Source organism: Oceanotoga sp. (genome assembly GCF_030445905.1).
In the GTDB taxonomy this organism is placed as follows: domain Bacteria; phylum Thermotogota; class Thermotogae; order Petrotogales; family Petrotogaceae; genus Oceanotoga; species Oceanotoga teriensis.
The window spans coordinates 13772-39553 of sequence record NZ_JASUSU010000011.1 but is presented as its reverse complement, the minus strand read 5'-3'; the positions used below and the strand labels follow the sequence as shown (position 1 = coordinate 39553).

General features: G+C 26.3%; 27 protein-coding genes and 1 riboswitch. Of the genes, 4 read left to right on the top strand and 23 right to left on the bottom strand.

From position 1 onward, the window contains the following. Positions 1–2: 2 nt before the first annotated feature. The 7 genes from purM to PWP28_RS04785 are packed head-to-tail and all read right to left on the bottom strand — an operon-like array spanning position 3 to position 6532. Complete coding sequence (purM, locus tag PWP28_RS04815) at positions 3–965, bottom strand: phosphoribosylformylglycinamidine cyclo-ligase (protein WP_264149940.1); 963 nt, start codon at positions 963–965, stop codon at positions 3–5. 4 nt (positions 966–969) lie between these two features. Next, positions 970–2337 carry an amidophosphoribosyltransferase gene (purF, locus tag PWP28_RS04810; protein WP_109603885.1) on the bottom strand — a complete coding sequence of 456 codons (1368 nt, stop codon included), beginning with the start codon at positions 2335–2337 and terminating at the stop codon, positions 970–972. 2 nt (positions 2338–2339) lie between these two features. Beyond that, entirely contained in the window at positions 2340–4502 is a 2163-nt protein-coding gene (gene purL / locus PWP28_RS04805; protein ID WP_109603884.1) for a phosphoribosylformylglycinamidine synthase subunit PurL, read from the bottom strand. Further along, positions 4492–5169: a phosphoribosylformylglycinamidine synthase subunit PurQ gene (gene purQ, locus PWP28_RS04800; RefSeq protein WP_109603883.1), complete on the bottom strand. Its 678-nt coding sequence runs from the start codon at positions 5167–5169 to the stop codon at positions 4492–4494. The genes purL and purQ overlap by 11 nt, the downstream gene beginning before the upstream one ends. Further along, entirely contained in the window at positions 5166–5429 is a 264-nt protein-coding gene (gene purS / locus PWP28_RS04795; protein WP_109603882.1) for a phosphoribosylformylglycinamidine synthase subunit PurS, read from the bottom strand. Before purS ends, purQ begins: the two co-directional genes overlap by 4 nt. Next, entirely contained in the window at positions 5426–6121 is a 696-nt protein-coding gene (purC, locus tag PWP28_RS04790; RefSeq protein WP_264149939.1) for a phosphoribosylaminoimidazolesuccinocarboxamide synthase, read from the bottom strand. Before purC ends, purS begins: the two co-directional genes overlap by 4 nt. Further along, complete coding sequence (locus PWP28_RS04785) at positions 6122–6532, bottom strand: AIR carboxylase family protein (protein WP_109603880.1); 411 nt, start codon at positions 6530–6532, stop codon at positions 6122–6124. It lies immediately after the preceding gene. Between the two features lie 59 nt (positions 6533–6591). After that, positions 6592–6691: riboswitch (purine riboswitch) on the bottom strand. A 271-nt stretch (positions 6692–6962) separates the two neighbouring features. Between PWP28_RS04785 and purH the strand changes: the two genes are divergently transcribed. Both purH and purD read left to right on the top strand, forming a co-directional pair. Further along, complete coding sequence (gene purH, locus PWP28_RS04780; RefSeq protein ID WP_264149937.1) at positions 6963–8459, top strand: bifunctional phosphoribosylaminoimidazolecarboxamide formyltransferase/IMP cyclohydrolase; 1497 nt, start codon at positions 6963–6965, stop codon at positions 8457–8459. 12 nt (positions 8460–8471) lie between these two features. Further along, the gene (gene purD / locus PWP28_RS04775; protein WP_308644344.1) at positions 8472–9704 is read left to right on the top strand and encodes a phosphoribosylamine--glycine ligase; all 1233 of its coding nucleotides are present in this window, start codon (positions 8472–8474) and stop codon (positions 9702–9704) included. Between the two features lie 82 nt (positions 9705–9786). Here the strand turns inward: purD and PWP28_RS04770 are convergent, their stop codons facing one another. From PWP28_RS04770 to PWP28_RS04750, 5 genes are read right to left on the bottom strand one after another with little or no spacing between them, the layout of a single operon-like run. Next, the gene (locus PWP28_RS04770) at positions 9787–10860 is read right to left on the bottom strand and encodes a glucose-1-phosphate thymidylyltransferase (RefSeq protein ID WP_109603877.1); all 1074 of its coding nucleotides are present in this window, start codon (positions 10858–10860) and stop codon (positions 9787–9789) included. Continuing rightward, positions 10857–11624: an inositol monophosphatase family protein gene (locus PWP28_RS04765; protein ID WP_240597477.1), complete on the bottom strand. Its 768-nt coding sequence runs from the start codon at positions 11622–11624 to the stop codon at positions 10857–10859. The genes PWP28_RS04770 and PWP28_RS04765 overlap by 4 nt, the downstream gene beginning before the upstream one ends. A gap of 12 nt (positions 11625–11636) precedes the next feature. Beyond that, a complete protein-coding gene (locus PWP28_RS04760; protein WP_109603876.1) occupies positions 11637–12365 on the bottom strand; it encodes a pseudouridine synthase in 729 nt (242 codons plus the stop codon). Further along, positions 12325–12849 carry an SMC-Scp complex subunit ScpB gene (locus PWP28_RS04755; RefSeq protein WP_109603875.1) on the bottom strand — a complete coding sequence of 175 codons (525 nt, stop codon included), beginning with the start codon at positions 12847–12849 and terminating at the stop codon, positions 12325–12327. The genes PWP28_RS04760 and PWP28_RS04755 overlap by 41 nt, the downstream gene beginning before the upstream one ends. An 11-nt stretch (positions 12850–12860) precedes the next feature. Further along, positions 12861–13523, bottom strand: a complete 663-nt coding sequence (locus tag PWP28_RS04750) for a hypothetical protein (protein ID WP_146192146.1) — start codon at positions 13521–13523, stop codon at positions 12861–12863. 123 nt (positions 13524–13646) lie between these two features. Here PWP28_RS04750 and PWP28_RS04745 point away from each other — a divergent pair, with 123 nt between their 5' ends. Together PWP28_RS04745 and PWP28_RS04740 are read left to right on the top strand one after the other, a co-directional pair. After that, positions 13647–14249 carry a DUF4897 domain-containing protein gene (locus PWP28_RS04745; protein WP_109603873.1) on the top strand — a complete coding sequence of 201 codons (603 nt, stop codon included), beginning with the start codon at positions 13647–13649 and terminating at the stop codon, positions 14247–14249. Positions 14250–14261: 12 nt separating this feature from the next. Continuing rightward, positions 14262–14690, top strand: a complete 429-nt coding sequence (locus PWP28_RS04740) for a DUF6115 domain-containing protein (RefSeq protein ID WP_109603872.1) — start codon at positions 14262–14264, stop codon at positions 14688–14690. Here the strand turns inward: PWP28_RS04740 and PWP28_RS04735 are convergent. From PWP28_RS04735 to udk, 11 genes are all read right to left on the bottom strand, one after another. Next, positions 14656–15471: a HemK/PrmC family methyltransferase gene (locus tag PWP28_RS04735; protein WP_308644343.1), complete on the bottom strand. Its 816-nt coding sequence runs from the start codon at positions 15469–15471 to the stop codon at positions 14656–14658. The genes PWP28_RS04740 and PWP28_RS04735 overlap by 35 nt on opposite strands. A 1-nt stretch (position 15472) precedes the next feature. Beyond that, positions 15473–15778 carry a metal-sulfur cluster assembly factor gene (locus PWP28_RS04730; protein ID WP_109603870.1) on the bottom strand — a complete coding sequence of 102 codons (306 nt, stop codon included), beginning with the start codon at positions 15776–15778 and terminating at the stop codon, positions 15473–15475. 12 nt (positions 15779–15790) lie between these two features. Next, positions 15791–16783, bottom strand: coding sequence for a peptidyl-prolyl cis-trans isomerase (locus PWP28_RS04725; RefSeq protein ID WP_109603869.1), 993 nt, complete (start codon positions 16781–16783; stop codon positions 15791–15793). Next, complete coding sequence (locus PWP28_RS04720; RefSeq protein ID WP_264149930.1) at positions 16780–17505, bottom strand: MazG family protein; 726 nt, start codon at positions 17503–17505, stop codon at positions 16780–16782. The genes PWP28_RS04725 and PWP28_RS04720 overlap by 4 nt, the downstream gene beginning before the upstream one ends. After that, entirely contained in the window at positions 17505–18170 is a 666-nt protein-coding gene (locus PWP28_RS04715; protein ID WP_264149929.1) for a ribonuclease HII, read from the bottom strand. Before PWP28_RS04715 ends, PWP28_RS04720 begins: the two co-directional genes overlap by 1 nt. Positions 18171–18247: 77 nt before the next feature. Next, positions 18248–19198 carry an ABC transporter permease gene (locus PWP28_RS04710; RefSeq protein WP_109603866.1) on the bottom strand — a complete coding sequence of 317 codons (951 nt, stop codon included), beginning with the start codon at positions 19196–19198 and terminating at the stop codon, positions 18248–18250. Beyond that, the gene (locus tag PWP28_RS04705) at positions 19195–20262 is read right to left on the bottom strand and encodes an ABC transporter permease (RefSeq protein ID WP_109603865.1); all 1068 of its coding nucleotides are present in this window, start codon (positions 20260–20262) and stop codon (positions 19195–19197) included. The genes PWP28_RS04710 and PWP28_RS04705 overlap by 4 nt, the downstream gene beginning before the upstream one ends. After that, positions 20262–21845 (bottom strand): ABC transporter ATP-binding protein, encoded by a 1584-nt coding sequence (locus PWP28_RS04700; protein WP_109603864.1) that lies wholly within the window; start codon positions 21843–21845, stop codon positions 20262–20264. The genes PWP28_RS04705 and PWP28_RS04700 overlap by 1 nt, the downstream gene beginning before the upstream one ends. Positions 21846–21952: 107 nt before the next feature. Continuing rightward, positions 21953–23050 (bottom strand): BMP family protein, encoded by a 1098-nt coding sequence (locus PWP28_RS04695; RefSeq protein ID WP_109603863.1) that lies wholly within the window; start codon positions 23048–23050, stop codon positions 21953–21955. Further along, on the bottom strand, positions 23047–24981 hold the full coding sequence (locus tag PWP28_RS04690; protein ID WP_308644342.1) for a hypothetical protein: 1935 nt from the start codon (positions 24979–24981) through the stop codon (positions 23047–23049). Before PWP28_RS04690 ends, PWP28_RS04695 begins: the two co-directional genes overlap by 4 nt. Further along, positions 24978–25604: a uridine kinase gene (gene udk, locus PWP28_RS04685; protein ID WP_109603861.1), complete on the bottom strand. Its 627-nt coding sequence runs from the start codon at positions 25602–25604 to the stop codon at positions 24978–24980. The genes PWP28_RS04690 and udk overlap by 4 nt, the downstream gene beginning before the upstream one ends. Between the last annotated feature and the right edge of the window lie 178 nt (positions 25605–25782).

The window sequence follows — 25782 nt, the reverse complement described above, 5'->3', positions numbered from 1 at the left end:
TTTTAAATCTCCAAAAAAACTTTTTTATCCATATATTTTTCCATTTTTCCTATTATAAAATTAGATATTTTATATTTTTCCAATATTTCTTGTACTTTAGAAATATTTTTTTCTTCTAATATATATATCATTCCAATTCCCATATTAAATACTTTAAACATTTCTTCAAGTTCAACACCAGAATTTTTTATTTTTTTGAATATATTTGGAATTTCCCAATTTAATTTTAAGTTTGCAGTTAGATTCTCTGGTATTATTCTTTCAAGATTTTCTACTATACCTCCACCAGTAATATGAGCTGCGGCTTTTAAATATTTCTTACATTCTAAAGTTTCATTTACATATAATCTGGTTGGATTTATTAAGTCTTCATCTATATCAAGTTTTTTAGAATCTATTAAGCTTCTTATAAGAGAAAATCCATTTGAATGTGGGCCATTTGAATTTAAAGCTAATATTATATCATTTTCTTTTACATTTTCTTTTTTCAATATTTCATCTTCTTCTACTATTCCAGTTATGAAACCTGAAATATCAACTGTTTCATTTTTATACATTCCTGGCAATTCCGCTGTTTCACCACCTAAGAGTTCACAATTTATACTTTTTAATATTTTATTTAATTCTTTTATAAAATTCATTGCCTCTGTTTCATTTAATTTAGATGTTGAATAATAGTCCATAAAGTATAGGGGTTTTGCACCCATACATACTAAATCATTGGCATTCATTGCGACAAGATCTTGAGCCGCAATATCCCATCTTTTATTTTTTTCAAGTAATAATAATTTTGTTCCTATTCCATCAGAAGATGATATAAGACATGGTTTTTTATAATCTTCTATATGTTTATACAATGGATATATTCCAGCATAAAGACCTATATTTGAACCTATTAGTTCTTTTATTCCATTTATCATTTTATTTGCTTTATTTATGTTAACACCACTATTTTCATAATTCATTTTTTCACCTCTGAAAGCACTTTAAACAATAATTATTAAAATTATTGTTTAATATTTTTTTTATTCCTTCTATACTTACATAACCTATACTATCTGCCTGTATTATTTTTCTTATATTTTCTAAATCATTATTAGCAGCTATTAATTGTTGAGTATCTGGTATATCAACTCCCCAATTGCAAACATTTATTACTTTCGGACTCGATATTCTCACATGTACTTCTTCAGCTTTAGCTTCTCTCAATATTTTTACTATTTTTTTCATAGTTGTTCCTCTTACTAATGAATCATCAACGAGTATGACTCTTTTATTCTTTACTATTTCTAATATTGGGGTTAATTTTCTTATAACACCTATTTCTCTATCTTTTTGTACTGGATTTATAAAAGTTCTACCTATATATCTGTTACGCATAAGTCCCATATCTAATGGTATTCCTGACATTTTTGAATATCCGATTGCAGCTGATAATCCACTGTCCATAACTGGAATAACTATATCAGCATCTACTGGATTTTGTAATGCACATTCTTCCCCAAGTCTTTTACGCATTTGATGAACATTTATGCCAAATACATTCGAATCTGGTCTGGAAAAATATACATGTTCAAAAAAACAAAAATTTGTTTTTTTATTTTGTTTTATAGTATATTTTTGAATTTTATTTGATGTTATTTCGATTGTTTCTCCAGGCATTATGTCTCTTACCTTTTTATAATTAGCATTTAAAAATTTATATCCACAATCCTCTGAAGATATATAATATCCTTTTTCATCTTCATATATTGATAAAGGTCTATATCCTTGTGGATCTCTAATCGCTATTAATCTATTTTTCATCATCATTAAAAGTGAATATGATGGTTTTAAATTTTCTTGAAGTATATTGGATATTTCTTCTATATTCCATTTTTCTGGTTCTTTTTTTAATTTTTTTATAAGAATATGAAGTATTACTTCAGAATCTGAATCTGTTAAAAATATATGTCCATCTTTTTCCAATTCTTTTTTTATTTCTTTTGCATTTTCTATTTGTCCATTATGAGCTATAGAAAATGATGAATCTTTATAATCTACTTTATAAGGTTGAGCATTATTTATTATATTTCCACCTTTTGTAGAATATCTAACATGGCCTATCGATATATAAGATTTCATTTTTTGGATTTTTTCTTTATCATTAAAACCTTCTAAAACAGTACCAAACTCTTTTTTTACAAGAATTTTATTATCTTGCACATATGAAACACCACATGATTCTTGTCCTCTATGTTGAAGTGCAACGAGTCCTTCTAATACATATGATGGAGCATTTATCTCTTCTGGATTTTTTAAAAATGTTCCAAATATTCCACATTCCTCTCCTATCATAATTACTCCTCCATATGTTTTCTTACAGAATTATTGAATATTGAATACAATTCTTCAAAGGACATTTTTCCAAATCCTAAATCAATTCCATATTCTTTAGGGGTTACTATTCCCAATTTTAAGTAATCCATTTTATTATTGAACATTTCTTTTTCAAATATTATATTTTTTTCTGCCGGTACACTAACTATAAATCTAGATTGATTTTCTCCAAAAATTTGTTCATTTGTTTCTCCAACAAAGCCTTTAAAACCTTTTAATCCTGAGAAAGAAGATTCTAAAACTGCCACAGCAATTCCACCTTTAGAAATATCATGAACAGCGTTTACTAAATTTTTATTTATTAAATTTAATATCGTTTTTTGAAGACCAAGTTCATAAAGAGTCTTTACTTTGTCTATTTCTCCACCTATAAAGTCTTGAAGTATTTTCAAATATATACTTCCACCTATAAAATCACTACATATCTCTGTTTTACCGACTATATATACTATGTCTCCAATATTTTTAAATGATTTATTCTTTATATTGTTTACATTTTTTATAGTTCCAACCATTCCTATAACAGGAGTTGGATATATTATTTTATTTTTTGATTCATTATAAAATGATACATTTCCACCGGTTATTGGTGTTTCTAACTCCCTACAGGCATTTGATATACCTTTTACAGATTGTTCAAATTGCCAATTAACTGTAGATTCTTCAGGGTCACCAAAATTAAGATTATCCGTAACTCCTTGAGGAATAGCTCCAGTACTTATTATATTTCTTGCAGCTTCATACACTATATTTCTTGAACCTTCATATGGATTTAAATATGTATATAAGGGATTAGAATCTATTGTAACTGCAAATCCTCTATTAGTATCTTTTATCCATAATATTGATGAATCAGCTTCTCCAGGTTCTACTATAGTGTTATTTCCTACTTTATAGTCATATTGTTGATATATCCAATTTTTGTTAGCTATATTTGGATGTTTTAAAATTTCTTTTAATATATACTTAGGATGTTTTTCTATTTTCGGATATTTTCTTGCTCTATGAACATAAAAATAAGAAGGTGTTTCACTTACTTTTTTTAAAGAAGGTGCGTTTACAAGTGGTTCTAAAGGTGTATCACATATTATTTCTTCATTTTTATAAATTTTCATTCTTTTTTCATATATAGTTTTACCAACTTCTGAATAATCAAGCATATATTTTGAAACAACTTTTTTTATAGATTTTTCACAACCTTCATCTATCAAAAATAACATTCTTTCTTGTGATTCTGAAAGCATTATTTCCCAAGGTTTCATATTTTTTTCTCTTAAAGGAATTTTATCTATATATAATTCACAGCCAAGATCCCCTTTAAAAGACATTTCTGATATTGAACTTAATAATCCAGCAGCTCCCATATCTTGACAAGCTAAAACACCTTTTATTTTTAGTATTTCAAGAGTAGCTTCTATTAAATTTTTTTCTGAAAAAGGATCTCCAACTTGTACAGATGGTCTATCATCTCTTCCAGATAATTCTTTCGAAGCAAATGAAGCTCCATGAATTCCATCTCTTCCCGTTTTAGCACCAACATATATATACTTTTTGTTATGATTAGTTGCCTTAGAATAAGTTAATTCTTTTTCTTTTGCTAAACCAACACACATAACATTTACAAGTGGATTGGTAGAATAAGTTTCATCAAAATATGTTTCACCAGCTACAGTTGGTACTCCTATTGAGTTTCCATACCCGCTGATCCCTTCTACAACACCTTCAAAAATATTTTTCGAATGTGCATCTTCAATATTTCCAAATTTTAATGAATCTAAAAGCGCAATTGGCCTTGCTCCCATCGCAAGAACATCTCTAACTATTCCACCTATTCCAGTTGCTGCTCCTTGATAGGGTTCTACAGCACTTGGATGATTATGACTTTCAACTTTAAAAACTACTGCATAATCATCAATCTTTATATACCCAGCATTTTCATTTTCTATATTCATTGGAAGATTTTTTAAAAATTCTTTTGAATGTTTATAACCACAATGTTCTGACCATTGTGCTGAATATAAATAGGTTTCAAGTTCAGTAGGCTCTCTATCTAATTTTTCAATTATTAATTTATATTCTTCTACAGATAATCCAAGATTTAAGGCTAAAGTTTTAATTTCCATTTTCTAAATGCCTCCTTATTGAGAGAAATATATATGCTCCATCACCATTTCCTAATAGTTTTACTGTATTTCTTTCAGGATGTGGCATCATACCCATAACATTTCCTTTTTCATTTATTATTCCAGCTATATTATTCATAGAACCATTTGGATTATCCGTATATTTGAAAGATATCAGATTTTTTGATTCTAATTTATTTATATTTTCATAATCATCCATATAATTTCCTTCCATATGAGCAATAGGTAATATTATTTTTTCTTTTGAAATTCCAGAAGTAAATGGTGATTTTTTGTTTATAACATCTAATTCTACATTTTTACATATAAATTTATGATGTTTGTTTTTTGCAAGTGCTCCTGGAAGTAATCCAGATTCAGATAAAATTTGAAATCCATTACAAATCCCCATAACTAAACCTCTTTCATTAATTATGTATTTTTCAACAGATTTCATAACAGGTGAAAACTTTGCAAGTGCTCCAGCTCTTAAATAATCTCCATAACTAAATCCACCAGGTATAAATAAAAAATCATAGTCAAGAGTTTTTTCGAAATCATGCCATATATATTCTGCATTAAATCCAGATTTTTCTAATGCAAAATAAGCATCTTTATCACAATTTGAACCAGGAAATACTATAACACCTGCTTTTAATTTTTTCATTGTTTTACCTCCGAATTTATTGGAATTATTTTAAAATTTTCAAGTACAGGATTAGATAATAAATTATGAGATATATCTTCTATTTTTTTGTATGCAATTTCAAAATTTTCTTCTTCAAGGCTTATATTTATTATTTTTCCAAATGATATATTTTCTAAATATATTTTTTTTCTTTTAAGAACTTTGTCTGTAGCTATAGCTTGCGTATCAAGTATTCCGTCTTTAAGATTTATTTGTATTTGAAATTCAAATTTTTTCATATTCCCATTCTCCTTATAAAGTTTTCATATCCAAGTATTAAATTCCCCTTATCTTCTCTATATATATCTTTGTCTAATGATTCTCCAGTTTCTTTATCCCAAAACCTACATGTATCAGGTGATATTTCATCACTTAAAAGTATTTGTTCACCAAAATATCCATATTCTAATTTGAAATCAACAAGATCTATTTTTTTTGGTTCAAGAATTTTTTTCAATAAATTATTTATCTTTAAAGTTGTTTTTTCTATATAATTTAATTTTTCTTCTGATATTATTTTTAAAGCGTATATAGCTTCTTTACTTATCATTGGGTCACCTAATGAATCATCTTTTAAAGAATATTCAATTAACGGATTTTCAAAATTTATTCCTTTTTTTACTCCATATCTTTTACAAAAGCTTCCAGCTGTTTTATTTCTTACTATTACTTCCAAAGGTACTATTTTAACTTTTTTAGCAAAAAATGAACTTTCATCTCTATCTTCTATGTACTGAGTTTTTATCTTATTTTCTTCAAGATATTCAAAAAAATATTTTGTTATTTTTTTGTTTAAAACTCCCTTACCCTTTAAATTATCTTTTTTTTCTCCATTAAAAGCTGTTACATCATCTTTATAATATATTATTACTTCTTCTGATTTTTCTGTTGAATATAAAATTTTTGCTTTTCCTTCATATAATTTTTCCATTTATTTTTCCTCCTCATTTTCTATTAATCTTTTTACAAAATAAACAGCGTTTTTCATTCCATGCTTTCCAATCCCCATAGTTGCCACTGGTACTCCACCTGGCATTTGTGTCATAGATAATAAAGCATCTATTCCCTTTAAAGTACCTACTTCGTTTGGTACACCTATAACTGGTTTTTGAGTTAAAGAGGCTATTACTCCAGGTAAAGCTGCTGCAAGTCCCGCTACTGCTATTATTGCAAAATACTCTTTTTCATTCTCTTCTATAAATTTCATCAGTTCTTTTAAATTTCTATGTGCACTTAAAACTTTGTAATCATATTGTATTTCCCAATTTTCTAATAATTCTGTTCCAACTTTAACAAGATTTTCATCAGATTTACTTCCAGATACTATAAGTATTTTTTTCATTTTTTCCTCCTTTTTTAAAAAAGAAATTCCACCTCTCTATGCAGGAAGAGAGGTGGAAAAAATCCAACCCCTCTTCCTGTAGTCGGATATTTACGGTACCCGGTAGAAACTTTCGAACCTTATTTTCGAAAATATACAGGAAGAGGTGCTTCATATTTTATTTACTTTTAGTTTATATATTTTGATTCTAACAGAATAAATATTTTTCTATCTTAATTAAAAGATAAGAAATTTTAAATTAATTGTTAATCAATTTAAAAAAAATATATTTTTTTACTTTTAATATATTTATAATCATACTTTCATTGTTTTCTATATATTTTTAAGTTTTTTTCGAAACATTTAATTAACCAAAAATTATCTTTTTGTTAATTTATAATCATTTGTTTTGCTTAAGAATATTAGTATATAAAATATGGAGGTGTTAATATTGGATTTCAAAAATGCTATTTTAAGTGTTTTTAATAAAGAAGGAATAATTGATTTAGCAAAATTTTTAATATCAAAAAATGTAAAAATTTTTTCAACTGGTGGAACTTATGATATTTTAAAAAATAATAATATTAAAGTTTTTAAAATATCAGAATATATTGATTTTCCAGAAATATTAGAAGGTAGAGTTAAAAGTCTTCACCCAAAAATACATGGCGGTATTTTAGCAAAAAATTCTGACATAGATCAATTAGAAAAACTCAATATTACAAAATTTGATTTAGTTGTATGTAATCTATATCCTTTTTTTGAAAATGTTAATAAAAACTTTGATACTGATTCTTTAATAGAATATATAGATATTGGTGGGCCATCAATGATTAGATCGGCATCTAAAAATTTCAAATATACCACAATATTGACGGATCCTTCAGATTATGATTTTTTTATGGATAATTTTGAAAATATTGATTATGATTTTAGATTTAAAATGGCAGCAAAAGCATTTAATTTAACTTCTGCATATGATGCTTCTATTTCAGAATATTTTAATAATAAAAGCAATATTGAATTTCCAGATTATTTTGCTATTTCTTATAAAAAAGAGGATGATTTAAGATACGGTGAAAATCCCCATCAAAAAGCAGCTTTTTATAAAAAAAATAATGGTTTCTATTTTTTTAATGATTTTGAAACTTTAAATGGGAAAAAATTATCTTTTAATAATCTAAGGGATGTTGATATTGCGTGGAAAACTGTAAGTTCTTTTTCTGATTGCTGTTGTGTAGCTTTGAAACATAATACTCCATGTGGAATAGCTATTGGAAAAGATACTTTAGAATCGTTCAATAAATCCTTTGAATGTGACCCCGTATCAATTTTTGGTGGTGTTGTAGCTTTTAATAGAACTATTGATTTTGAAACTGCAAAAAAATTAAAAGATATCTTTTTAGAGATTGTAATAGCAACAGATTTTGAGGATATAGCTTTAGATTTATTAAAAAAGAAAAAAAATCTCAGAATTTTAAAAGTTAATAATAATAACTTTGAAAATCGAGAGTTTATTTCTTTAAATGGTGGTTTAATAATTCAAAATACAGATTTAATATTAAATAATGAATTAAATCTTGTAACTAAAAAAAAGAATTATGATATTGATTTAAAAGAAATTGAATTTGCTTTTAATTGTGTGAAATTTGTTAAATCAAATGCAATAGTTATATGTGATGGTTTTCAAACAGTAGGTATAGGTGGAGGAGAAGTTTCAAGAATTTGGGCTGCTGAAAAAGCTTTTGAAAGATCTATAAGACAACCTAAAATAATGGCTTCTGATGCCTTTTTTCCATTTAAAGATGTCGTTGAACTTGCTTATAAAAATGGCGTAAAAATAATTGTTCAACCAGGTGGTTCTATTCGCGACCAAGATTCTATTGATTTTTGTAATGAAAATAATATAGATATGTATTTTACAAATATGAGACATTTTAAACATTGAGGGGGGAATCATATGAAATTTCTTATATTAGGTGATGGTGCAAGAGAACATTCGATTGCCAAAAAACTTTGTGAATCTCCAAAAACAGATGAAATTTTTATTTGCCCTGGAAATGCTGGAACTTTTTATGAAAAAAAATGTCACAACATTGAATTTATAGATGAAAATACTTTATTAAATTTTGTAAAAAAAAATTCAATCGATTTAACTATAGTTGGTCCTGAAAAGTTTTTATGTGAAGGAATTGTTGATGAATTTGAAAAAAATAATCTTAAAATTATCGGTCCAAACAAAAAATCTTCTATTTTAGAAGGTTCTAAAATTTTTTCAAAAAACTTTATGAAAAAATATAAGATTTCTACAGCAGATTATGAAGAATTTAATAATTTTGAAGATGCTTTTAATTTTTTAAACAATATTAATTTTCCTATTGTTATTAAAGTAGATGGCCTTGCTGCAGGAAAAGGTGTATTTATTTGTGATAATTACAAACAATCTGTTAAGGTTTTAGAGGATATAATGAAAAATAAATGTTTTGGTGAGTCTGGTAATAAGATAATAATTGAAAGATATTTAAGTGGTTTTGAAGCCTCATTTTTTGTTCTTTTAGATGAAAAAAACTATAAATTATTTAATTATTCAAAAGATCATAAAAAAATAGGTGAAGGTGAAAAAGGTTTAAATACGGGTGGAATGGGCTCTATTACACCTCATCCAAATATAGACGAGAATCTTAAAATCAAGGTTGAAGATTTGATAATAAAACCTACTATCAATGGCCTTAAAGCTGAAAATTTGATGTATAAAGGCATTTTGTTTTTTGGTATACTTTTTGAAAATAATATTCCTTATCTTCTTGAATATAATGTAAGATTTGGAGATCCTGAAACACAATCTTTATTAAATTTATTGGATTCAGATTTAGTAGATATTTTTAATGATATTTATAATAACAATGTTGAAAATACTCATTTAAAATGGAAACAAGGTATTTCAATAGGTTTGGTTTTAACTGCATTTGGTTATCCTTTAGAATATAAAAAAAATATAGAGATTTTAAAAAAATCAGATGATTGTGATTTTATTTATTATTCTTCAAAAATTTCTGAAGAAAAAGCTTTTTCTTCAGGAGGAAGAGTTTTAACTTTAGTTGATAATTGTAAAAATATTGATACTTTAAGAAATAATCTTTATTCTATAGCAAAACTTTATAATAAAGAATTTTATTTTAGAAAAGATATTTAAATATTTATTAATTAAAATTTATGCATGGTTTCTTTATAATCAGAAACCATGCAATTTAATTATATGTCTATTATTTTAAATTTCATTCAGGTAATTCTATCTTTCCATAATCTCCTATAACTAATTTAACTGTTTTTGGTTTTTTCTTAACTGATACTATATGAGAATTTGCTCCTATTATAGAGCTATCCATTCTAACACCCAATGAAGATATTATAGCTCCATCAAGTATTATAGAATTTTCTACTTCTGAGTCTTCTATATTAACATTATTTCCAATTGAAGTGTATGGACCTATATAAGCATTGTTAACTGTAGCATTTTGTCCTATTATGACAGGACCTCTAACTATTGAATCTATTATTTTAGCCCCTTTTTCTATTATTACATTTCCTTGTACAACAGAATTTTCATATACATTACCATCTATTATTTTATTGCTTATGTTTTCTAATACAGTTCTATTTGCTTCGATCAAATCTTCAGGTTTTCCAGTATCTTTCCACCAACCATATATCACATGTGCTCCAACATTTTTTTCATTTTGTATTAGCCATTGTATCGCATCAGTTATTTCAAGCTCTCCTCTCCATGAAGGTTTTATATTATCTATTGCTTGAAAAACTGATGGTTTAAATATGTATACTCCTATTATTGCAAGATTTGATGGTGGTGTTTTAGGTTTTTCTACAACATTTACAACTTTTGAATCTTTCATAACTGCTATTCCAAATCTGGTAGGATCTTCTACTGGTGTTAAAAGTATAAAAGCATCATGATTTTTTTCTTTAAATTCCTCAACAAATATATTTAAATCTGTATTTATGAGATTATCTCCTAAATACATTAAAAAATCATCTTCTCCAATAAATTCTTCACATATTTTTACAGCATGTGCAAGTCCTTTTGGGTTTTCTTGAATTATATAGCTTATTTCCATACCAATTTCTTCACCAGTACCAAGAACATTTATAAAATCTTCTTTATTATCTGGATTTACTATTATTCCAACTTCAGTTATTCCTGACTGTTTTATTTTTTCTAATGAATACATTATTGTAGGTTTATTTGCAATAGGAATCAGAGGTTTTGCATTTGTAAAAGTAAGCGGTCTCAATCTCGTTCCTTTTCCAGCACATAGTACTAAAGCTTTCATTTTATCATCTCCTCAGTTTTGTTTAATAATTCATTTCTTATATTTTCATTTGTATATAAACCTTTTTTAGAAAAGATATTCATATCTTCATTTTTATAGTTTATTACAATGCCACCAGCTTCTTTAAGTATTAAGTGTGAAGCTGCAACATCCCAAGGATTAGATCGCAATGAAATGAATGCGTCACAATATCCACTGGCAACATAGCAAATTTGAAGAGCAGCTGTTCCAAATAATCTTATTCTCATAACCTCTTCTTCAAGCTGTTTAATATATTCATGAGTTTTTCCTCTTTTATTTCCAAGAGTTATTATAGAATTTTTTAAATTTTTTGACCAATTTGGAACTATTTTTTTATCATTTAAATAAGCTCCTTCATTTTTTTTCGCATTATAGAAAAGATTCATCATTGGTGCATAAACAAATCCCATTATTGGCTCATCATCTTCTACATATGCTACTGAAATACAGTATTCTGGAATACCTTTCGAAAAATTCACAGTTCCATCTATTGGATCTATAACCCAATATTTTTTACTATTAGGTTTTTTGTCAAAATTTGCTTCTTCCGCAAAAACTTCAACTTCAGGCATTATTATTTTAAATTTTTCTATTAAAAATTTTTGTATTCTAAAATCATATTCTGTGACGAGATCATAATCAACCTTTTTGGTATTTATTTGGAATGTTTCGTTTTGCGATTTTTTTAATATTTCTCCTGCTTCTAAAATAATTTTTTTTATTTTCTCATAAATTTTTATCACCTCAATATATTTTTATTTTATAAAATTTTTTATTATTTCTGGATCTATTTTTTTAATATTTCCAGGATTAGGAACCTCTTTTATACTAAAAGGTCCAAATTTTATTCTCTTTAATTCTTTTACTTTAAAACCTATGACTTTAAACATAAGCCTCACTTGTCTTTTTTTGCCTTCATTTATTGTGATAGTTACTTCATGATTAGAACCTTGCTTTTTTACTTTTTCTATTTTAGCTGGATTTGTTTTATATCCAGTTTCAAGAACTACTCCATTTTCTATTTTTTTTAAATCTTCTCTAGTTGGATGACCATTTATAATAACTGTATAAGTCTTAGATATTTCATGTTTTGGATGTAAAAGTTTATTGGCTAAATCTCCATCATTTGTTAATAATAATAATCCAGATGAATTTAAATCCAGTCTTCCAACATGAAAAACTTTTTCTTTTATTTTATTTTTTATTAAATCACTTATAGTTTTTCTACCAAAAGGATCTTCCATTGCACATATAACATCTAAAGGTTTGTTTATTAAATAATAAACCTTTTCTTCTTTTCTTTTTAATAGCTCAGATATTTTATATGTTTTTCCTTCATATTTTATTGTATCTTCTTCTTCTAATTCGTACCAAGGTTCCTTAATTATTTTGGAGTTTACCAGTATTCCATCTTTTAATATTTTATCAGCTGATTTTCTTCTACTAATCCCCAGTGTTTGTATTGCTTTTTGTAAACTTATCATCTTTAATCTCCTCCAACTTTCTTATTGTCTCTTGTGGAACCCATTCATAAAATTTATCGGTTAATTGGTATAGATAAGATTTTTTTTCTTTCCTTTTAACCTTTTTTACTATTTTATATTCCATCAATTTTTTTATTTGAGAATAACTGTTTTTTCCTCTGGTCTTTTCAATTTCTATTAGTCTTGATGGTCCATTTAAAAATAATACAGTTATTACTTCAAATTGTGTATCCGTTAAATTCATTTTTTTGGGTTTAGGTGTTATTATTTTTTTTATTTCAGGTTTAATTTCAAATCTATATTTATCATAAAATTTTGTTAATTCTACTCCATGAGAATTATCCATATAATGAGTTTGTATGTCAAAAATAATTTTTCTCACTTCGTCAATTTCTATTCCAGTACTTTTAGATATATCTTCTATATTACATCCATTAGGTTTTGAATATATATATGCTTCTATGAGTTGAAAATTTATATTCATATGATCACCTACTATTTTAAATTTATAAATATTCCATCTTCATAAGAAAATCTATCATTTCTTATTAAGGTTAGTATACCAAGAAAAAGAACTATAAATTTTAATTTATTGAAATCTGATATTTTATATATATCATATATATTTAATTGATTTTCTTTTTCAAGTCTTTTTATAGCTTCTTCAACAGAATAAACTTCTTTTATTATTTCGAGTTTTTCTTGCACTTTTAAATAATCATTAACAAAATTTTCTAATTGTATTTTTGCATCCTTTTGATCTATTTTATCTCTTGGCTTTACCCTTACATATTTCGCTGATGGTTTACCATATTCCTTCATTAAAATCTTTTTTGTATAATCAAGAAGCTCATAATCATCTATAGTTGAATATAATTGTTCTGTATGTTTTCTTAATCTATTTTTATTATTTTTATCTGGTAATAAACTTAAAGATTTTAAATAAGTTAAATATGCTGATAATTTCATAAACTCACCTATTTCAGAAAGTTTATTTTTATTTTTTTGAATAAAATTCAAATATAGATCTGATATTTCTGATACTGATATTTCATTTAATGGTATTTTTTTATCTTTAACAAGTTCAACCAATGTTGAAAATGAACCAGAATAAATATCTATTTCTATGTTTAATTCTTCAATTATCACTTTAATCATTCTCCCGTTAAAAATCTTATTAATCCTATTTCAGAGTATTATCTTCAAATTTATTTTATCACATTATTACTTGTATATGGTATAATTGTTTTAAAGATACTGTAAAAGGAGGATTCTTATATAATGAATCAAAAAGCACCCAGAAAGAGCAACTTTAATTTTATAATAATAACAATAATATTCTTCGGAGGCCTAACCCTTTTTCAATTTTTCATGATGAAAAATATGAAAACTGATTTTGATATTGTCAATTCAAGTACTTATTTTACAATACGAGAAGATTTTAATGTGGAAATAAATACCGATGTTACATTCAAAGCAAATGATGAAAAATCTTATACTAATATGGTAAGAAACTTTAATACCCCAGATGAAGAAAAATTTAAAGTTTATAATGATCAATTTAAAGAGTTGAATGAAAAAATAGGAAAAAATATGACGACAATAAGTTATCAATCTACTGTAACAGAGAATAACCCAGAAATGTCGGTAAATGAATCAGTTTTAATAGAAGGATTATTAGAAAAGAAAGAAGATAATCTTTATGAATTCTCATTAAAAGGTCAACCATTTAATGTAAAAGATAATGTATATATTTATTTTCCAGAAAATTGGGTCATTGAAAAGATAGATCCAGCACCAAATAAAATTGCAAATAATTTTGTTTTATATAGTAATTCAGGTAATATGGATTTCCCAATAATTCTTTTTAGAATTAATCAATAAGAAGTGTATTTCATGGATTTTATAATTCTTTTTTTATTAATAATCTTAATATTTTTATTGGTATTGATTTTGATGTTTTTATATAAAAGTAAAAATAAATTAGATGAAAAATTAGAAAATTATAGATTTGAAATGGAAGATGAATTAACAAAAATTATAAATAATTATGATATCCTTTTTGAACAAAATCTAAAAAAATTGGATTTGTTAATAAACAAATATAACAAAATATCATCAAAACAAGAATCAATTAAAATAACAAATGCTTCTGTTGAGGGTAAAAAGAAAATTTTATATTCCCAAAATGAAGAAGAAAATTTGAAGATTAAAAAGATTTTACAACTCATAAACTCCGGTAATTCTCCGGAGTCTGTTGCAAAAATAATGGGTATAGGAACTGGTGAAGTTAATCTTTATGTGAATTTTTATAATGATAAATAAATCTTTCTATACCAAAACTGTCTTTTTTTATCTCTGTTTTTCCAGAGAGCTTATCTATCAAATCATATGTTTTTAATACATTAAACTCTGTTGTTTCAAATAACAGAGTTTTATTTTTTATTAAATCATAATATTTGTTTATTAATTTTCTATAAAAATTCTGTCCATCTTTTCCCGCAAAAAGTGCTATATCTGGTTCATATTTCAATGTTTCATTTTTATTTTTGTATTCTTCTTCAACATAAGGTGGATTCGAAATTATCAAATCTATTTGTTCATGTTCTTTTAAAAATGGTTCCAAATAAGATCCTAAATAACTTTTTATATTAACATTATTTTTCTTACAATTTTTTTTAAAAACTTCTAAAGCTTCGAAAGATATATCAGAAGCTATGATTTCTATATCGGGAAAAAATTTTTTTAATGTTATAGCTATAACTCCAGATCCTGTTCCAAGATCTAATATTTTTTTTATATTTTTTTCTTCAATTATTTTCTTTGCTATTAATACTAAATCTTCTGTTTCAACTCTTGGAATTAACACTCTTTCATCTATGTAAAAAATATTATTTAAAAATTGTACTTCATTTACCAAATATTCTATTGGGTATCCTTTTATATTTTTTTCAAGTTTTTCAACATTTTTTTCTGATATAAAAGGATCTGAAAACATATATTCTATAATATCTTTTTTTTCTATCATTGATAATTTTTTTATAATATCTAAACGGGAAATATAATATTTCCCGTTTAAATAATTTATTAATTCATTTAAATTCATTTTAAATTCCTAATATTCTTCTTACTTCTTCACTTGCCATTGAAGGATCCCAAGGTGGATCAAATATTAAATCAACTTTTACTTCTTTTGCCTCTTCTATTTCTCTTACTTTCGAAGTTGCATCTTCAACCATCATTCCTGCTAAAGGACACATCGGTGTCGTTAATGTCATATTAACATGTATATTATTATTTTCATCTATATCAACATCATAAATTAACCCTAGAGAAACAACATCAAATCCAATTTCCATATCATATACATTACTTAATGCTTGTATAACACGTTCTTTAGTTATTTTTTCCATGTTTTAACCTCCTTAGAATAATTTAGAATTAAATATTATATCTGAATTATTGACAAATTCTGTTATTTCTTGTGGTAAGATTTTATCAAAATATTCTTTAGTTTTTTTATCTCTTAAGTTAAATATTATTTGTTCTTTAGATTCTTCTAAAGTCAACTGTTTTTGAGGTTTTTTATTTATTATTTTTATAATAAATCTTTCTTCATTTTGATTTAAATTTAAAGGTTTTGATATATATCCGGGGGCATTATTTTTAACCATTTTAACTATTTCATTGTTTTCATCTTCAAGAGATATTGTAACTGCTTGAGTTTGATCTTTATTTATATCTTCATAATTATTTAATCCATTTATTATATTTTCATAAGCTTTATTTGCTTGATCAATATTGTCGAATCTTTTGATCTCAATATCTGATGTTGATTTTTGCATATAATTCTCTTTATTATTTTCATATTCTGATTTCATTTCTTCTTCATTTATTTCATAACTTGAAGATATTTGATTATAAAGTTTATTAATAGATGTTTGATACAATCTATCATATGTTATTCCATTTATATAATTTTGTTTATTCATATATCCTTTTGTCATAAAATAATAATTTGCATCTTCTTCTTTTAAATTAGAGTCCTTAATTGCAGAGTTCAAATCTTCTTCTATGAGTTTTTTTGTTTCTTCTCTATTTAAATTGATTTCTTTATTTTCAACAAACTGTATAAAAAGTATTTGATTTGCAACTTTTTTTGCTTGTTGTAAATTATATTCATTTAAAAGTTCTATTCCAGTAGCAGTATTAGTTAAAAGATAGTAAAATGAATCATTTTGTTGTCTTAAATTAGTTAATAAAGATATAGTTCCACTTTTTGCAGCTAAATAATCTGAACTTATTTTTTCTTCATTTATCTTCATAGATATTTCATCTTCTAATTCCTCAAAACCATAGTTAAATGCCATACCTAATGTAAAAATGCTAAGTAAAAATAAGATTAAATATTTTTTCATTTTATTTCCTCCCCATATTTATCTTTCCAAAGTTTTATAAAATTTTTTTCATTATTAATTATTTCTTGATTTAACATTTTTTCTATATTTATAAATTTCTCATAATAATTTTTTGCAGATTCATTTATTATTTCATTTATTTGCAATTTATTTTCTGACAAATAAAATAGAAGCACTTCAAAAAAATCTGAAAAATTATCTTTTTTTATATTATTTATCATAATTTCTTTTAAATTTTCATCTTTATATGGATTTATTCCCAGTTCTTTCGAATTATCTATTATTCTTCTCAATTTTAATATTGGTGGAAGATTATTTTTTAATTCTCCCAATGAAGATTGTTTTTTATGATTTTTTTCTTTAGCTTTTATATTTTCCCAATTTTCATAAGAATATTCACCCTTTTTTTCAAATACATGAGGATGTCTTCTTATCATTTTTTCGGTGACACTTTTGATAATATCTGAAAAATCAAATTTTTTCTCTTCTTCAGCTATAATCGATTGAAAAATTATTTGTAATAAAACATCTCCAAGTTCATCTTTTAACTCTTCATAATCTTCATTTTCAATTGCTTGTGCAACTTCATATGATTCTTCTATTATATATGGTTTTAAACTCTTTATTGTTTGTTTTCTGTCCCATTCACATCCATTTTTTGATCTCAATTTTATCATTACTTCAAAAAGTTCTTCAAGATTGTTTATTATATCTTTATCCATTATAAAACTCCTATCCTAAAAAGTCTAATTTTAGATATATCACTAAAATCTTTTATTATTTCTCTTTTTATAATCATCGATTTAACAGGATTAAAGGTTAACCTATATTCTGAAAATATTCCATATTTTTTTATATTTTCAATATGTTTTTTTGTAGGATATCCTTTGTGCCTATCAAACTCATACATTGGATATTTTTCATGCAAATTTATCATATATCTGTCTCTCAAAACTTTTGCTATTATTGAGGCTCCACCTATTAAAAATGATTTATCATCCCCTTTTATTATACATTCAAAATTAAAATTAAAATTAAAATTTTTTCCATCTATTAAGCAATAAGAATTTTTTTTATTTATTTTATTATAATTTCTATTCATAGATAATTGAGTTGCTTTAAAAATATTTATATCATCTATTTCTTCTGAAGTAGCATAATCACTATACCATTGAAAATTTTTAGTTATATATTCAAATCTTTCTTCTCTTTGTTTAAAATTTAATTTTTTTGAATCTTTAGCAACTTTTGAAAGATCTCTAAGATCTTGTTTGGACTCTAAAATTAATGCACCAGTAAATACTGGTCCAGCTAAAGGACCTCTACCAGCTTCATCCATTCCTATTAAGTATTTTCCTTTTTCAAAAAATTGTTCATCAAATAACATTTTAACCTCCAAATTTTAACAACAAATACAATTTTATCATATTATATTACTAAAAAAAAGCCCGCAAAGCGGACTTTTTATTCTTTTTCATATGATTTACCACTCGCTGCTGGAGCCCTTGTTTTTCCAACAAATCCTCCAACCACTATTAAAGTTAGTATGAATGGTAATAAATTTAATAAAGCTTTAGCTTCTGATGGTAATTCTAACAGAGTTTGAAGTTGAATATTCATCGCTTCTGCAGCTCCAAATAATAAAGAAGCCCACATTGCTCCTATCGGATTCCAATTTCCAAGTATCATGGCTGCTAATGCAATAAAACCTTTTCCAGCCGGCATATGTTCTTGAAATTGTCCAAGATCACCTAAAACAATATATACTCCACCTAATCCAGCTAAAAGTCCAGACATCAAAACACCAAAATATCTTATGCCTTTTACATTAACTCCAAGAGTATCTGCAGCTTTTGGGTTTTCTCCAACCGCCCTCATCCTTAAACCTAGAGGAGTTTTATATAATAAATACCATGATGCTATTATTACTACTATTGCAATATAAAAGAAAATTGTTATTTCACCAAATATTTCGCCTATAAAAGGAATTTTTTGTATGGCTGGTATTCTAACTAAAGGAATCTTTGATACAAAATCACTTTGCCCTTCTTGATTAAAAACTGGAACCATTAAAAAACCTACAATACCTTGAGCTAATATTATCAATGCAGTAGCAGAAACAATTTGATCTGCCCCCCATTCTATGGAAACATAAGCATGAAGATATGCCAAGATTGCTCCAGATATTATACCCATCAACAATCCAATCCAAACATTTCCGGTCAAAAATGTAAAAGCTGTAGATGTAAAAGCACCCAATTTCATTATTCCTTCTAAAGCTATATTTGTTACTCCAGTTTTTTCGGTAAATACTCCACCTATTGATGCAAATATTAAAGGTAGAGCAGATAAAATTGTTAATTTATAAAAAAGAGGAGATATCAATGCCGTAAAAATTGCCTCTATCCAACTCATTCTAATTCACCACCTTTAACAGGTTTAGAAAATTTCATTATCCACATTTTTATTATTCTATTTGCTGCTACAAAAAATATTATTATACCTTGTATTATAGTTACTATATCATCTGGAATTCCAACACTTTGCATGGCATTAGAACCAGATCTTAAAGATGATATTAAGAATGAGGAGAATATTATTCCTATAGGATTATTTTGACCTATAAGAGCTATTGTGATTCCATCAAATCCCCTACTTCCAGTAAATGCTCCAAATATTCTATGATAAACACACATTACTTCTATTGCTCCAGCCAATCCAGCAAGTCCTCCAGAAATGGCCATAGTTAAAACTATATTCTTTGATATCGAAATTCCCCCATACTCGGCAGCATAAGGATTATATCCAACTGCTTTTAATTCATATCCAACAGTTGTTTTCTGAAGAACTATATATACGACAAAAGCTGCAACTATTGCAACAAGTATCCCCGATGGAACATTTGAAGCCTGTACAGTTAACAAAGGTGGTAATTGAGCACTTTGAGCTATTTCAGGAGATTTCGGAACACCTTGTCCAACAGCTAAAGGACCAGAAACAACATAATTACTCAAATGATAAGCTACCCAATTTAGCATTATAGTGGAGATTACTTCGTGAGCTCCAGTTTTTGCTTTTAAAATACCTGCAATTGAAGCCCATACAGCTCCACCAAGTATACCTGCCATCATTGTAAGAGGAATTGCTATAACTGCTGGAACATTTCCCATATTTATCCCTACAAAAGTAGCCATTATTCCTCCAACAGCCATTTGTCCTTCTGCTCCTATATTAAATACTCCAGCTCTAAATCCAAATCCTACCGCCAATCCTGTTAATAGTAAACTGGTCATTTTAGTTATATTATCTGCCCATGATAGTCTACTTCCAAAAGCTCCTTTAAACATTTCAGCATAAGCTGTTAAAGGATTTTTCCCCAATAATAGAATTATTATAGCTGCTATTATAAGAGAAACTAATACTGAGAAAAATGGAACTAAAAATGGCATCCATTTATTTTTACTTTGAACTTTAGGCATTATTTATCGCCTCCATGATGGCTTTTTGTGTCTTCTGAAAGTTTTATATCCTTTAATTTGTTACCTGTCATCATAAGACCTATCTCTTCGATCGATACTTCTTCTGGTTTTACTTCTCCCATTATTTGTCCTTCATACATAACAATTATTCTATCAGAAAGGGATAAAACTTCTTCAAGTTCCATAGAAACTAATAAAACAGCTACATCTTTCTGTCTAAGATTTATTATTTCATTATGAACATATTCAATTGCTCCAACATCAAGACCTCTTGTAGGTTGAGCAATTATAATAAATTCAGGTCCAGCAGAAACTTCTCTCGAAATTACTACTTTTTGTTGATTTCCCCCTGATAAATTTCCAGTTGCTATTGTAGAATCTGCAGGTCTTACATCAAAATTTTTAACAAGTGTTTCACTTCTTTTTAATATATTTTCATGTTGTAAAAATCCTCTATATGCAAATGGTTCAAGATAATGTTTGCCCAATATCATATTATAATAATTTGGATATTCTTGTATCATAGCATATTTAAATCTATCTTCTGGTATATGTGTAATATTTTCTTCTCTTAATTCTCTAACATTATATTTTGAAATTTCTTTTTCTTTGAAATAATAATTTCCTTTTTCTATTTTCCTTAATCCAGTCAAAGCTTCAACAAGTTCACTTTGTCCATTACCAGCTACACCAGCAATTCCAAGTATTTCACCCTTTTTTATTTCAAAGTTTATTCCTCTAACAGTATCTAAATGTCTATTATCTTTTACCCATAAATTTTCTATTTTTACAAGTTTTTCACCAGGTGTTTTTTCCGGTTTGTCAACTCTCAAAACAACTTCTCTTCCTACCATCATATTTGCGAGTTGTTTTTCATTTGTATCTTTTACATTTACATGCCCGGTAACCTCTCCAAGTCTCATAACAGTTATATTATCAGATATTTTCATAACCTCATGAAGTTTATGAGAGATAAATATTATAGTCTTTCCATCATCTCTTAATTTATTCATAATTTCAAAAATATCTTCTATTTCTTGAGGAGTTAAAACAGCAGTAGGTTCATCTAAGATTAATATTTCTGCTCCTCTATAAAGGGTTTTTATTATTTCAACTCTTTGTTGCATTCCAACAGGTATATCTTCAATCTTAGCATCCACATCAACATAAAGACCATATCTATCAGATAGTTTTTTTACTTCCTCTCTCGCCTTTTTTAAGTTTAATGAAATTCCTTTTTTCGGCTCAGAACCAAGAATAACATTTTCTGCAACGGTAAGATTATCAACAAGCATGAAATGTTGATGAACCATTCCTACTCCCTTTAGAATAGCATCTTTTGGGCCATTTATTTCTACCTTTTCTCCCATTATATAAATCTCTCCAGATGTAGGTTTATATAATCCATATAATTGATTCATTAGTGTAGACTTTCCTGCCCCATTTTCTCCAATTAAAGCATGAATTTCACCTTTTTTTACCTTGAGATTGACTTTATTATTAGCCAATACTTTTGGAAATTGTTTTGTTATATCTTTCATATAAATGGCATAATCTTTTATATTAACTTCAGGCTGAGACATTAAAACACCTCCTGTTTTTCATTTTTCATTAAAATATTAGAACAATTAAACAAATTTAACTGATTTAATATTTTAATAGGGCAGGGGATTCCTGCCCTTTATTTTAATTAAAATGGAAATTGTACACTTGATACATCAAATGTTCCAAATGCTTCATCTGTTCCTGGAATAACTAATGTTCCTTCTGCTATTAATTTTTCAAGATAAGATAATTCTGCAAAAACTTTATTAGGTACAAAACCTTTTGTATATTTCATAGGTGATAAACTAACTCCACCATCTGCTAAACTCAATATTGTTTCTCCAGATTGGAATCTTCTTGCAGATCTTGCAGACTTTATTCCTTCAAAAGCTGCATTATCTACTCTCTTCATTGCTGAAGCTAATACATAACCAGGTGCTAAATAGTCTTGATCTGAATCTACACCTATTGAGAAGTATCCTCTTCCAGCTTTAAAATATTCATCTATTATTGTTGTTAAAGAAGCATCAGCTTTAACATTTAAAAATTGACTACCTTTTTCTTTAGAAGCATCTATTACACCATTTCCTGTTCCACCAGCAGCATGGAAAACAATATCTGCACCTTGTTCATACTGTGCCATAGCCATCTGTTTACCTTTAGCGGGAGCATCAAAAGCACCAGCATAACCTGATATTAATTCAATATTTGTTCCATGAAGTTGATTATAAGCTTTTATACCTGCTCTAAATCCAAGTTCAAGTCTCATAACTGGAGGAATTCTTATACCACCAACATAACCTAATTTACCTGTTTTATTCATAGCTGCAGCTATATATCCAGCAAGAAAAGTTCCATCTTGTTCTTTAAAAGTATATAGTGCAAGATTGTTAGGTACTGTTTGTCCTTCTGATGGAGATATATCAATACCTATAAATTTTTTGTCTGGAAATTGTGGTGCAACATTAAATAAAGCATCAGCCATTAAAAAACCTACACCAAGTATTACATCACCATTTTTTGCAGCTGTTGTTAAATTGGTAATATAATCTGTTTGTTCTTTAGATATTATATATTCAATATCTACTTTTAATTCGTCTTCTGCCCTTAAAAGGCCATTCCATGTACCATCATTGAATGATTTGTCTCCCAATCCTCCAGTATCTGTTACCATTATTGCTTTTAATGAAAAAGCACTTACAAAAAGCAATAAAACAAGCGATAAAACAAGAATTTTTTTCATACTTTACTACCTCCCCTTTGGTTGAAGTATATTAGTAACGAAATAACTAACATTATAGCACCATAAAAAATATTAACTGAAAAATCATACGTGTGAACAGTTGGAAATTTAATCTGTGATATTACTTCTAATGTATCAGGTTTTATAAATGATAATATACTGGCTAAAATCATCATGATTGAAGAAATATTTTTTATTATTCTTTGTTCAAAGATTATAAAAATTAATATTGAAAGTAAAAATATTATCAATATAGAAGTTCCCCAACTTGTATTATAAGCTTTTAAAGGTATTTTATTTCTTATAAGTGTCTCATCAAAATATTCTTGAGTATCTTTTTCTATCGCCTGTAAAAGTTCATTATTTGAAGTAATTTTAAAAAACTCTTTTTCATAATAATCCATAAAATCTTCATCAGAGTATCTTATTACATCAGCTATATTGTCTTTCAATACTTTCATTTCATTATTAACTCTTCCAGACCTTAATTCTGAAACTTTAATGGCTTTTTCTATAACCCTTGAATATTCTTTTGCTATTTCTTGATAATTTTCTATATTGTTAAACTTTAATCCTTCTTTTAAAGTTTTTATATCTATTCCATCAATTTCATCTGCATATACATATTCATATATATTTTTGTCTATTCCTTTTTTTAGCATTGCATTTAATTCATTTTTATATATTAGATTTATTTCTGAATATTCTTGTCCAAGTTCAGATCTTATAAAGTCAAGACTTTTCATAACTGGCGCATGATCATAATATAGAATATCACTCATAAGTTGCTTTTGAAACTCACTATTTTCAAACGAAACATTATTTTTCATGAGTAAATCTTCAGAATAATATGAAGGTATTAATATCAATAATAATAATCCTATAAATATTAAACTATTTGAAATTCTCTTGAATATATTTGCTCTTCTTTTGAATACAGATAAAAGTGTGATAATAGCAAAAATACCGATAAATAAAATAAAATAAGAACCATATATAAAAGAACTTATAGTATCTTTTAAAGCATCAAAAATAAACAACATATAGAAACTTTCAGAAAGAAATATTATTAGAGAAATATAAGGTATAAATCTTTTATAGAAAAAATAAAATAAAATAAAAATTATTACATAAACTATAAATCTTAAATAATATAAATTTAAACTTATTTTTCCATCTTGCATTATTATATTTATAACTTCAGTCAATTCATCATCAACTTGTTCTGTAAGTGATTGCAAAAATTCATAAGATAAGTCATCTATTGCATATTCAAGTTCTTCACCATTTAAATCTGAAGTCGAAATATCTTTTATTTTAGATTCTAAATCTATTTTATTTTTTTCTATCATAGAGTCATAAAGAGTTTGGGCTTCTCCTGAGTATGTATATAAATCATAATTATCTATACTTGCTTTCATATCAAATTTTTTAATATTTTTATATGGTGATGATTCAACAAGACCTAATGAATAAGCTATAACATTTCCAAGATATGTTAATGATTCATCTTGTATTTCTCCCCTATAATCTTGAATAGTAGTAAAATATGCTGGAAGAGATCTAACAGATTCTTTTGAAAGTCTTTGACCAGAAAAATCACTTTGAACATAAGCTAAGAATCCAGCAAATGCAATCTTTTCTTCATAGTTATCAAATTCCATAGAATTATATATATTTGACAGATAAGTTTGAATATTAGTTGGTCTATCAATATACTCAGCACTACCTATCATAATATTTCTATAAAACTTATATATTCCAAGATTTTCAAGTTGAATATAAAAATCTTTAAGATTTCCTTCTTCATTTCCACTTTTATATTCAGAAATATAAGAATTATAATTGTTTCTTAGAACATCTAAATCAAGAGAAAACCCTATCGAAATTAAGCTTGTAAATAAGAGAAGAATTACTATTAATTTTTTCATTGATCTCCCTCCTGTGATGTTGTTTCTAACATTCTTTCTATAGCATTTATTATTATATTCATACCTCTAAAATTACTAACTCCTTCTGGCAAAACAATATCTGCTTTAAACTTTTGTGGCTCTATAAAAGATTTAAATGAAGGAGCTACGAACTTTCTATATTGTTTTAAAATACTTTCAACTGTTCTACCTCTCTCTATTGTATCCCTTTCAATTCTTCTTATAAGTCTTTCATCAGAAGGAGCATCTATATAAACTGAAAAATCAAAGAGTTCTTTTATGTTATCATCATGTAAAACAAATATTCCTTCGACTATTACAAGGTCATTTGTCCTAAATAAATCAAAAATACCATTTTCTCTTCTAAAAGTAACCATATTGTATACTGGAACATGAATATCTTTACCATTTTTCAATTCTTTCATGTGTTTCGAAAACAATTCAAAATCAAATGCTTTTGGATCATCAAAATTAAAGTCTGAAGGATTTATTTTTGGGGGTAAATCTTTATAGTAGTCATCCATATTTAATAATGATGCTCTATTCTTAAAATGCTCTACTATGCATTTTGAAACACTTGTTTTACCTGAACCACTCCCTCCAACTATAGCAACAAGAACCACAAAAAATACACCTCTTTTCAGTCTTTTTCAATTTATTATACTATAAATATTTTGTTTTAGCAAAAAGATTTATGAAAAATCTTTCTCATTTTTAAGTTAATATTTTTATATAATTAAATTATTCATTTTTTATCTTCTTTGTGATAAAATAATTATTGATTTATTTTTATTGAGGAGG

What these genes read in the sequence shown, in the direction of transcription:
- purF (WP_109603885.1), bottom strand. Translation starts at nt 2,337, where the DNA reads ATGATAGGAGAGGAATGTGGAATATTTGGAACATTTTTAAAAAATCCA.
- purD (WP_308644344.1), top strand. Translation starts at nt 8,472, where the DNA reads ATGAAATTTCTTATATTAGGTGATGGTGCAAGAGAACATTCGATTGCC.
- PWP28_RS04720 (WP_264149930.1), bottom strand. Translation starts at nt 17,505, where the DNA reads ATGGATAAAGATATAATAAACAATCTTGAAGAACTTTTTGAAGTAATG.
- PWP28_RS04760 (WP_109603876.1), bottom strand. Translation starts at nt 12,365, where the DNA reads ATGATAAGTTTACAAAAAGCAATACAAACACTGGGGATTAGTAGAAGA.
- PWP28_RS04745 (WP_109603873.1), top strand. Translation starts at nt 13,647, where the DNA reads ATGAATCAAAAAGCACCCAGAAAGAGCAACTTTAATTTTATAATAATA.
- PWP28_RS04750 (WP_146192146.1), bottom strand. Translation starts at nt 13,523, where the DNA reads ATGATTAAAGTGATAATTGAAGAATTAAACATAGAAATAGATATTTAT.
- purL (WP_109603884.1), bottom strand. Translation starts at nt 4,502, where the DNA reads ATGGAAATTAAAACTTTAGCCTTAAATCTTGGATTATCTGTAGAAGAA.
- PWP28_RS04690 (WP_308644342.1), bottom strand. Translation starts at nt 24,981, where the DNA reads ATGAAAAAATTAATAGTAATTCTTCTCTTATTTACAAGCTTAATTTCG.
- PWP28_RS04785 (WP_109603880.1), bottom strand. Translation starts at nt 6,532, where the DNA reads ATGAAAAAAATACTTATAGTATCTGGAAGTAAATCTGATGAAAATCTT.
- purC (WP_264149939.1), bottom strand. Translation starts at nt 6,121, where the DNA reads ATGGAAAAATTATATGAAGGAAAAGCAAAAATTTTATATTCAACAGAA.
- PWP28_RS04725 (WP_109603869.1), bottom strand. Translation starts at nt 16,783, where the DNA reads ATGAAAAAATATTTAATCTTATTTTTACTTAGCATTTTTACATTAGGT.
- PWP28_RS04740 (WP_109603872.1), top strand. Translation starts at nt 14,262, where the DNA reads ATGGATTTTATAATTCTTTTTTTATTAATAATCTTAATATTTTTATTG.
- purQ (WP_109603883.1), bottom strand. Translation starts at nt 5,169, where the DNA reads ATGAAAAAATTAAAAGCAGGTGTTATAGTATTTCCTGGTTCAAATTGT.
- PWP28_RS04700 (WP_109603864.1), bottom strand. Translation starts at nt 21,845, where the DNA reads ATGTCTCAGCCTGAAGTTAATATAAAAGATTATGCCATTTATATGAAA.
- PWP28_RS04730 (WP_109603870.1), bottom strand. Translation starts at nt 15,778, where the DNA reads ATGGAAAAAATAACTAAAGAACGTGTTATACAAGCATTAAGTAATGTA.
- PWP28_RS04755 (WP_109603875.1), bottom strand. Translation starts at nt 12,849, where the DNA reads ATGAATATAAATTTTCAACTCATAGAAGCATATATATATTCAAAACCT.
- PWP28_RS04705 (WP_109603865.1), bottom strand. Translation starts at nt 20,262, where the DNA reads ATGCCTAAAGTTCAAAGTAAAAATAAATGGATGCCATTTTTAGTTCCA.
- PWP28_RS04715 (WP_264149929.1), bottom strand. Translation starts at nt 18,170, where the DNA reads ATGTTATTTGATGAACAATTTTTTGAAAAAGGAAAATACTTAATAGGA.
- PWP28_RS04710 (WP_109603866.1), bottom strand. Translation starts at nt 19,198, where the DNA reads ATGAGTTGGATAGAGGCAATTTTTACGGCATTGATATCTCCTCTTTTT.
- PWP28_RS04735 (WP_308644343.1), bottom strand. Translation starts at nt 15,471, where the DNA reads ATGAATTTAAATGAATTAATAAATTATTTAAACGGGAAATATTATATT.
- purS (WP_109603882.1), bottom strand. Translation starts at nt 5,429, where the DNA reads ATGAAAAAATTTGAATTTCAAATACAAATAAATCTTAAAGACGGAATA.
- PWP28_RS04770 (WP_109603877.1), bottom strand. Translation starts at nt 10,860, where the DNA reads ATGAAAGCTTTAGTACTATGTGCTGGAAAAGGAACGAGATTGAGACCG.
- PWP28_RS04695 (WP_109603863.1), bottom strand. Translation starts at nt 23,050, where the DNA reads ATGAAAAAAATTCTTGTTTTATCGCTTGTTTTATTGCTTTTTGTAAGT.
- purM (WP_264149940.1), bottom strand. Translation starts at nt 965, where the DNA reads ATGAATTATGAAAATAGTGGTGTTAACATAAATAAAGCAAATAAAATG.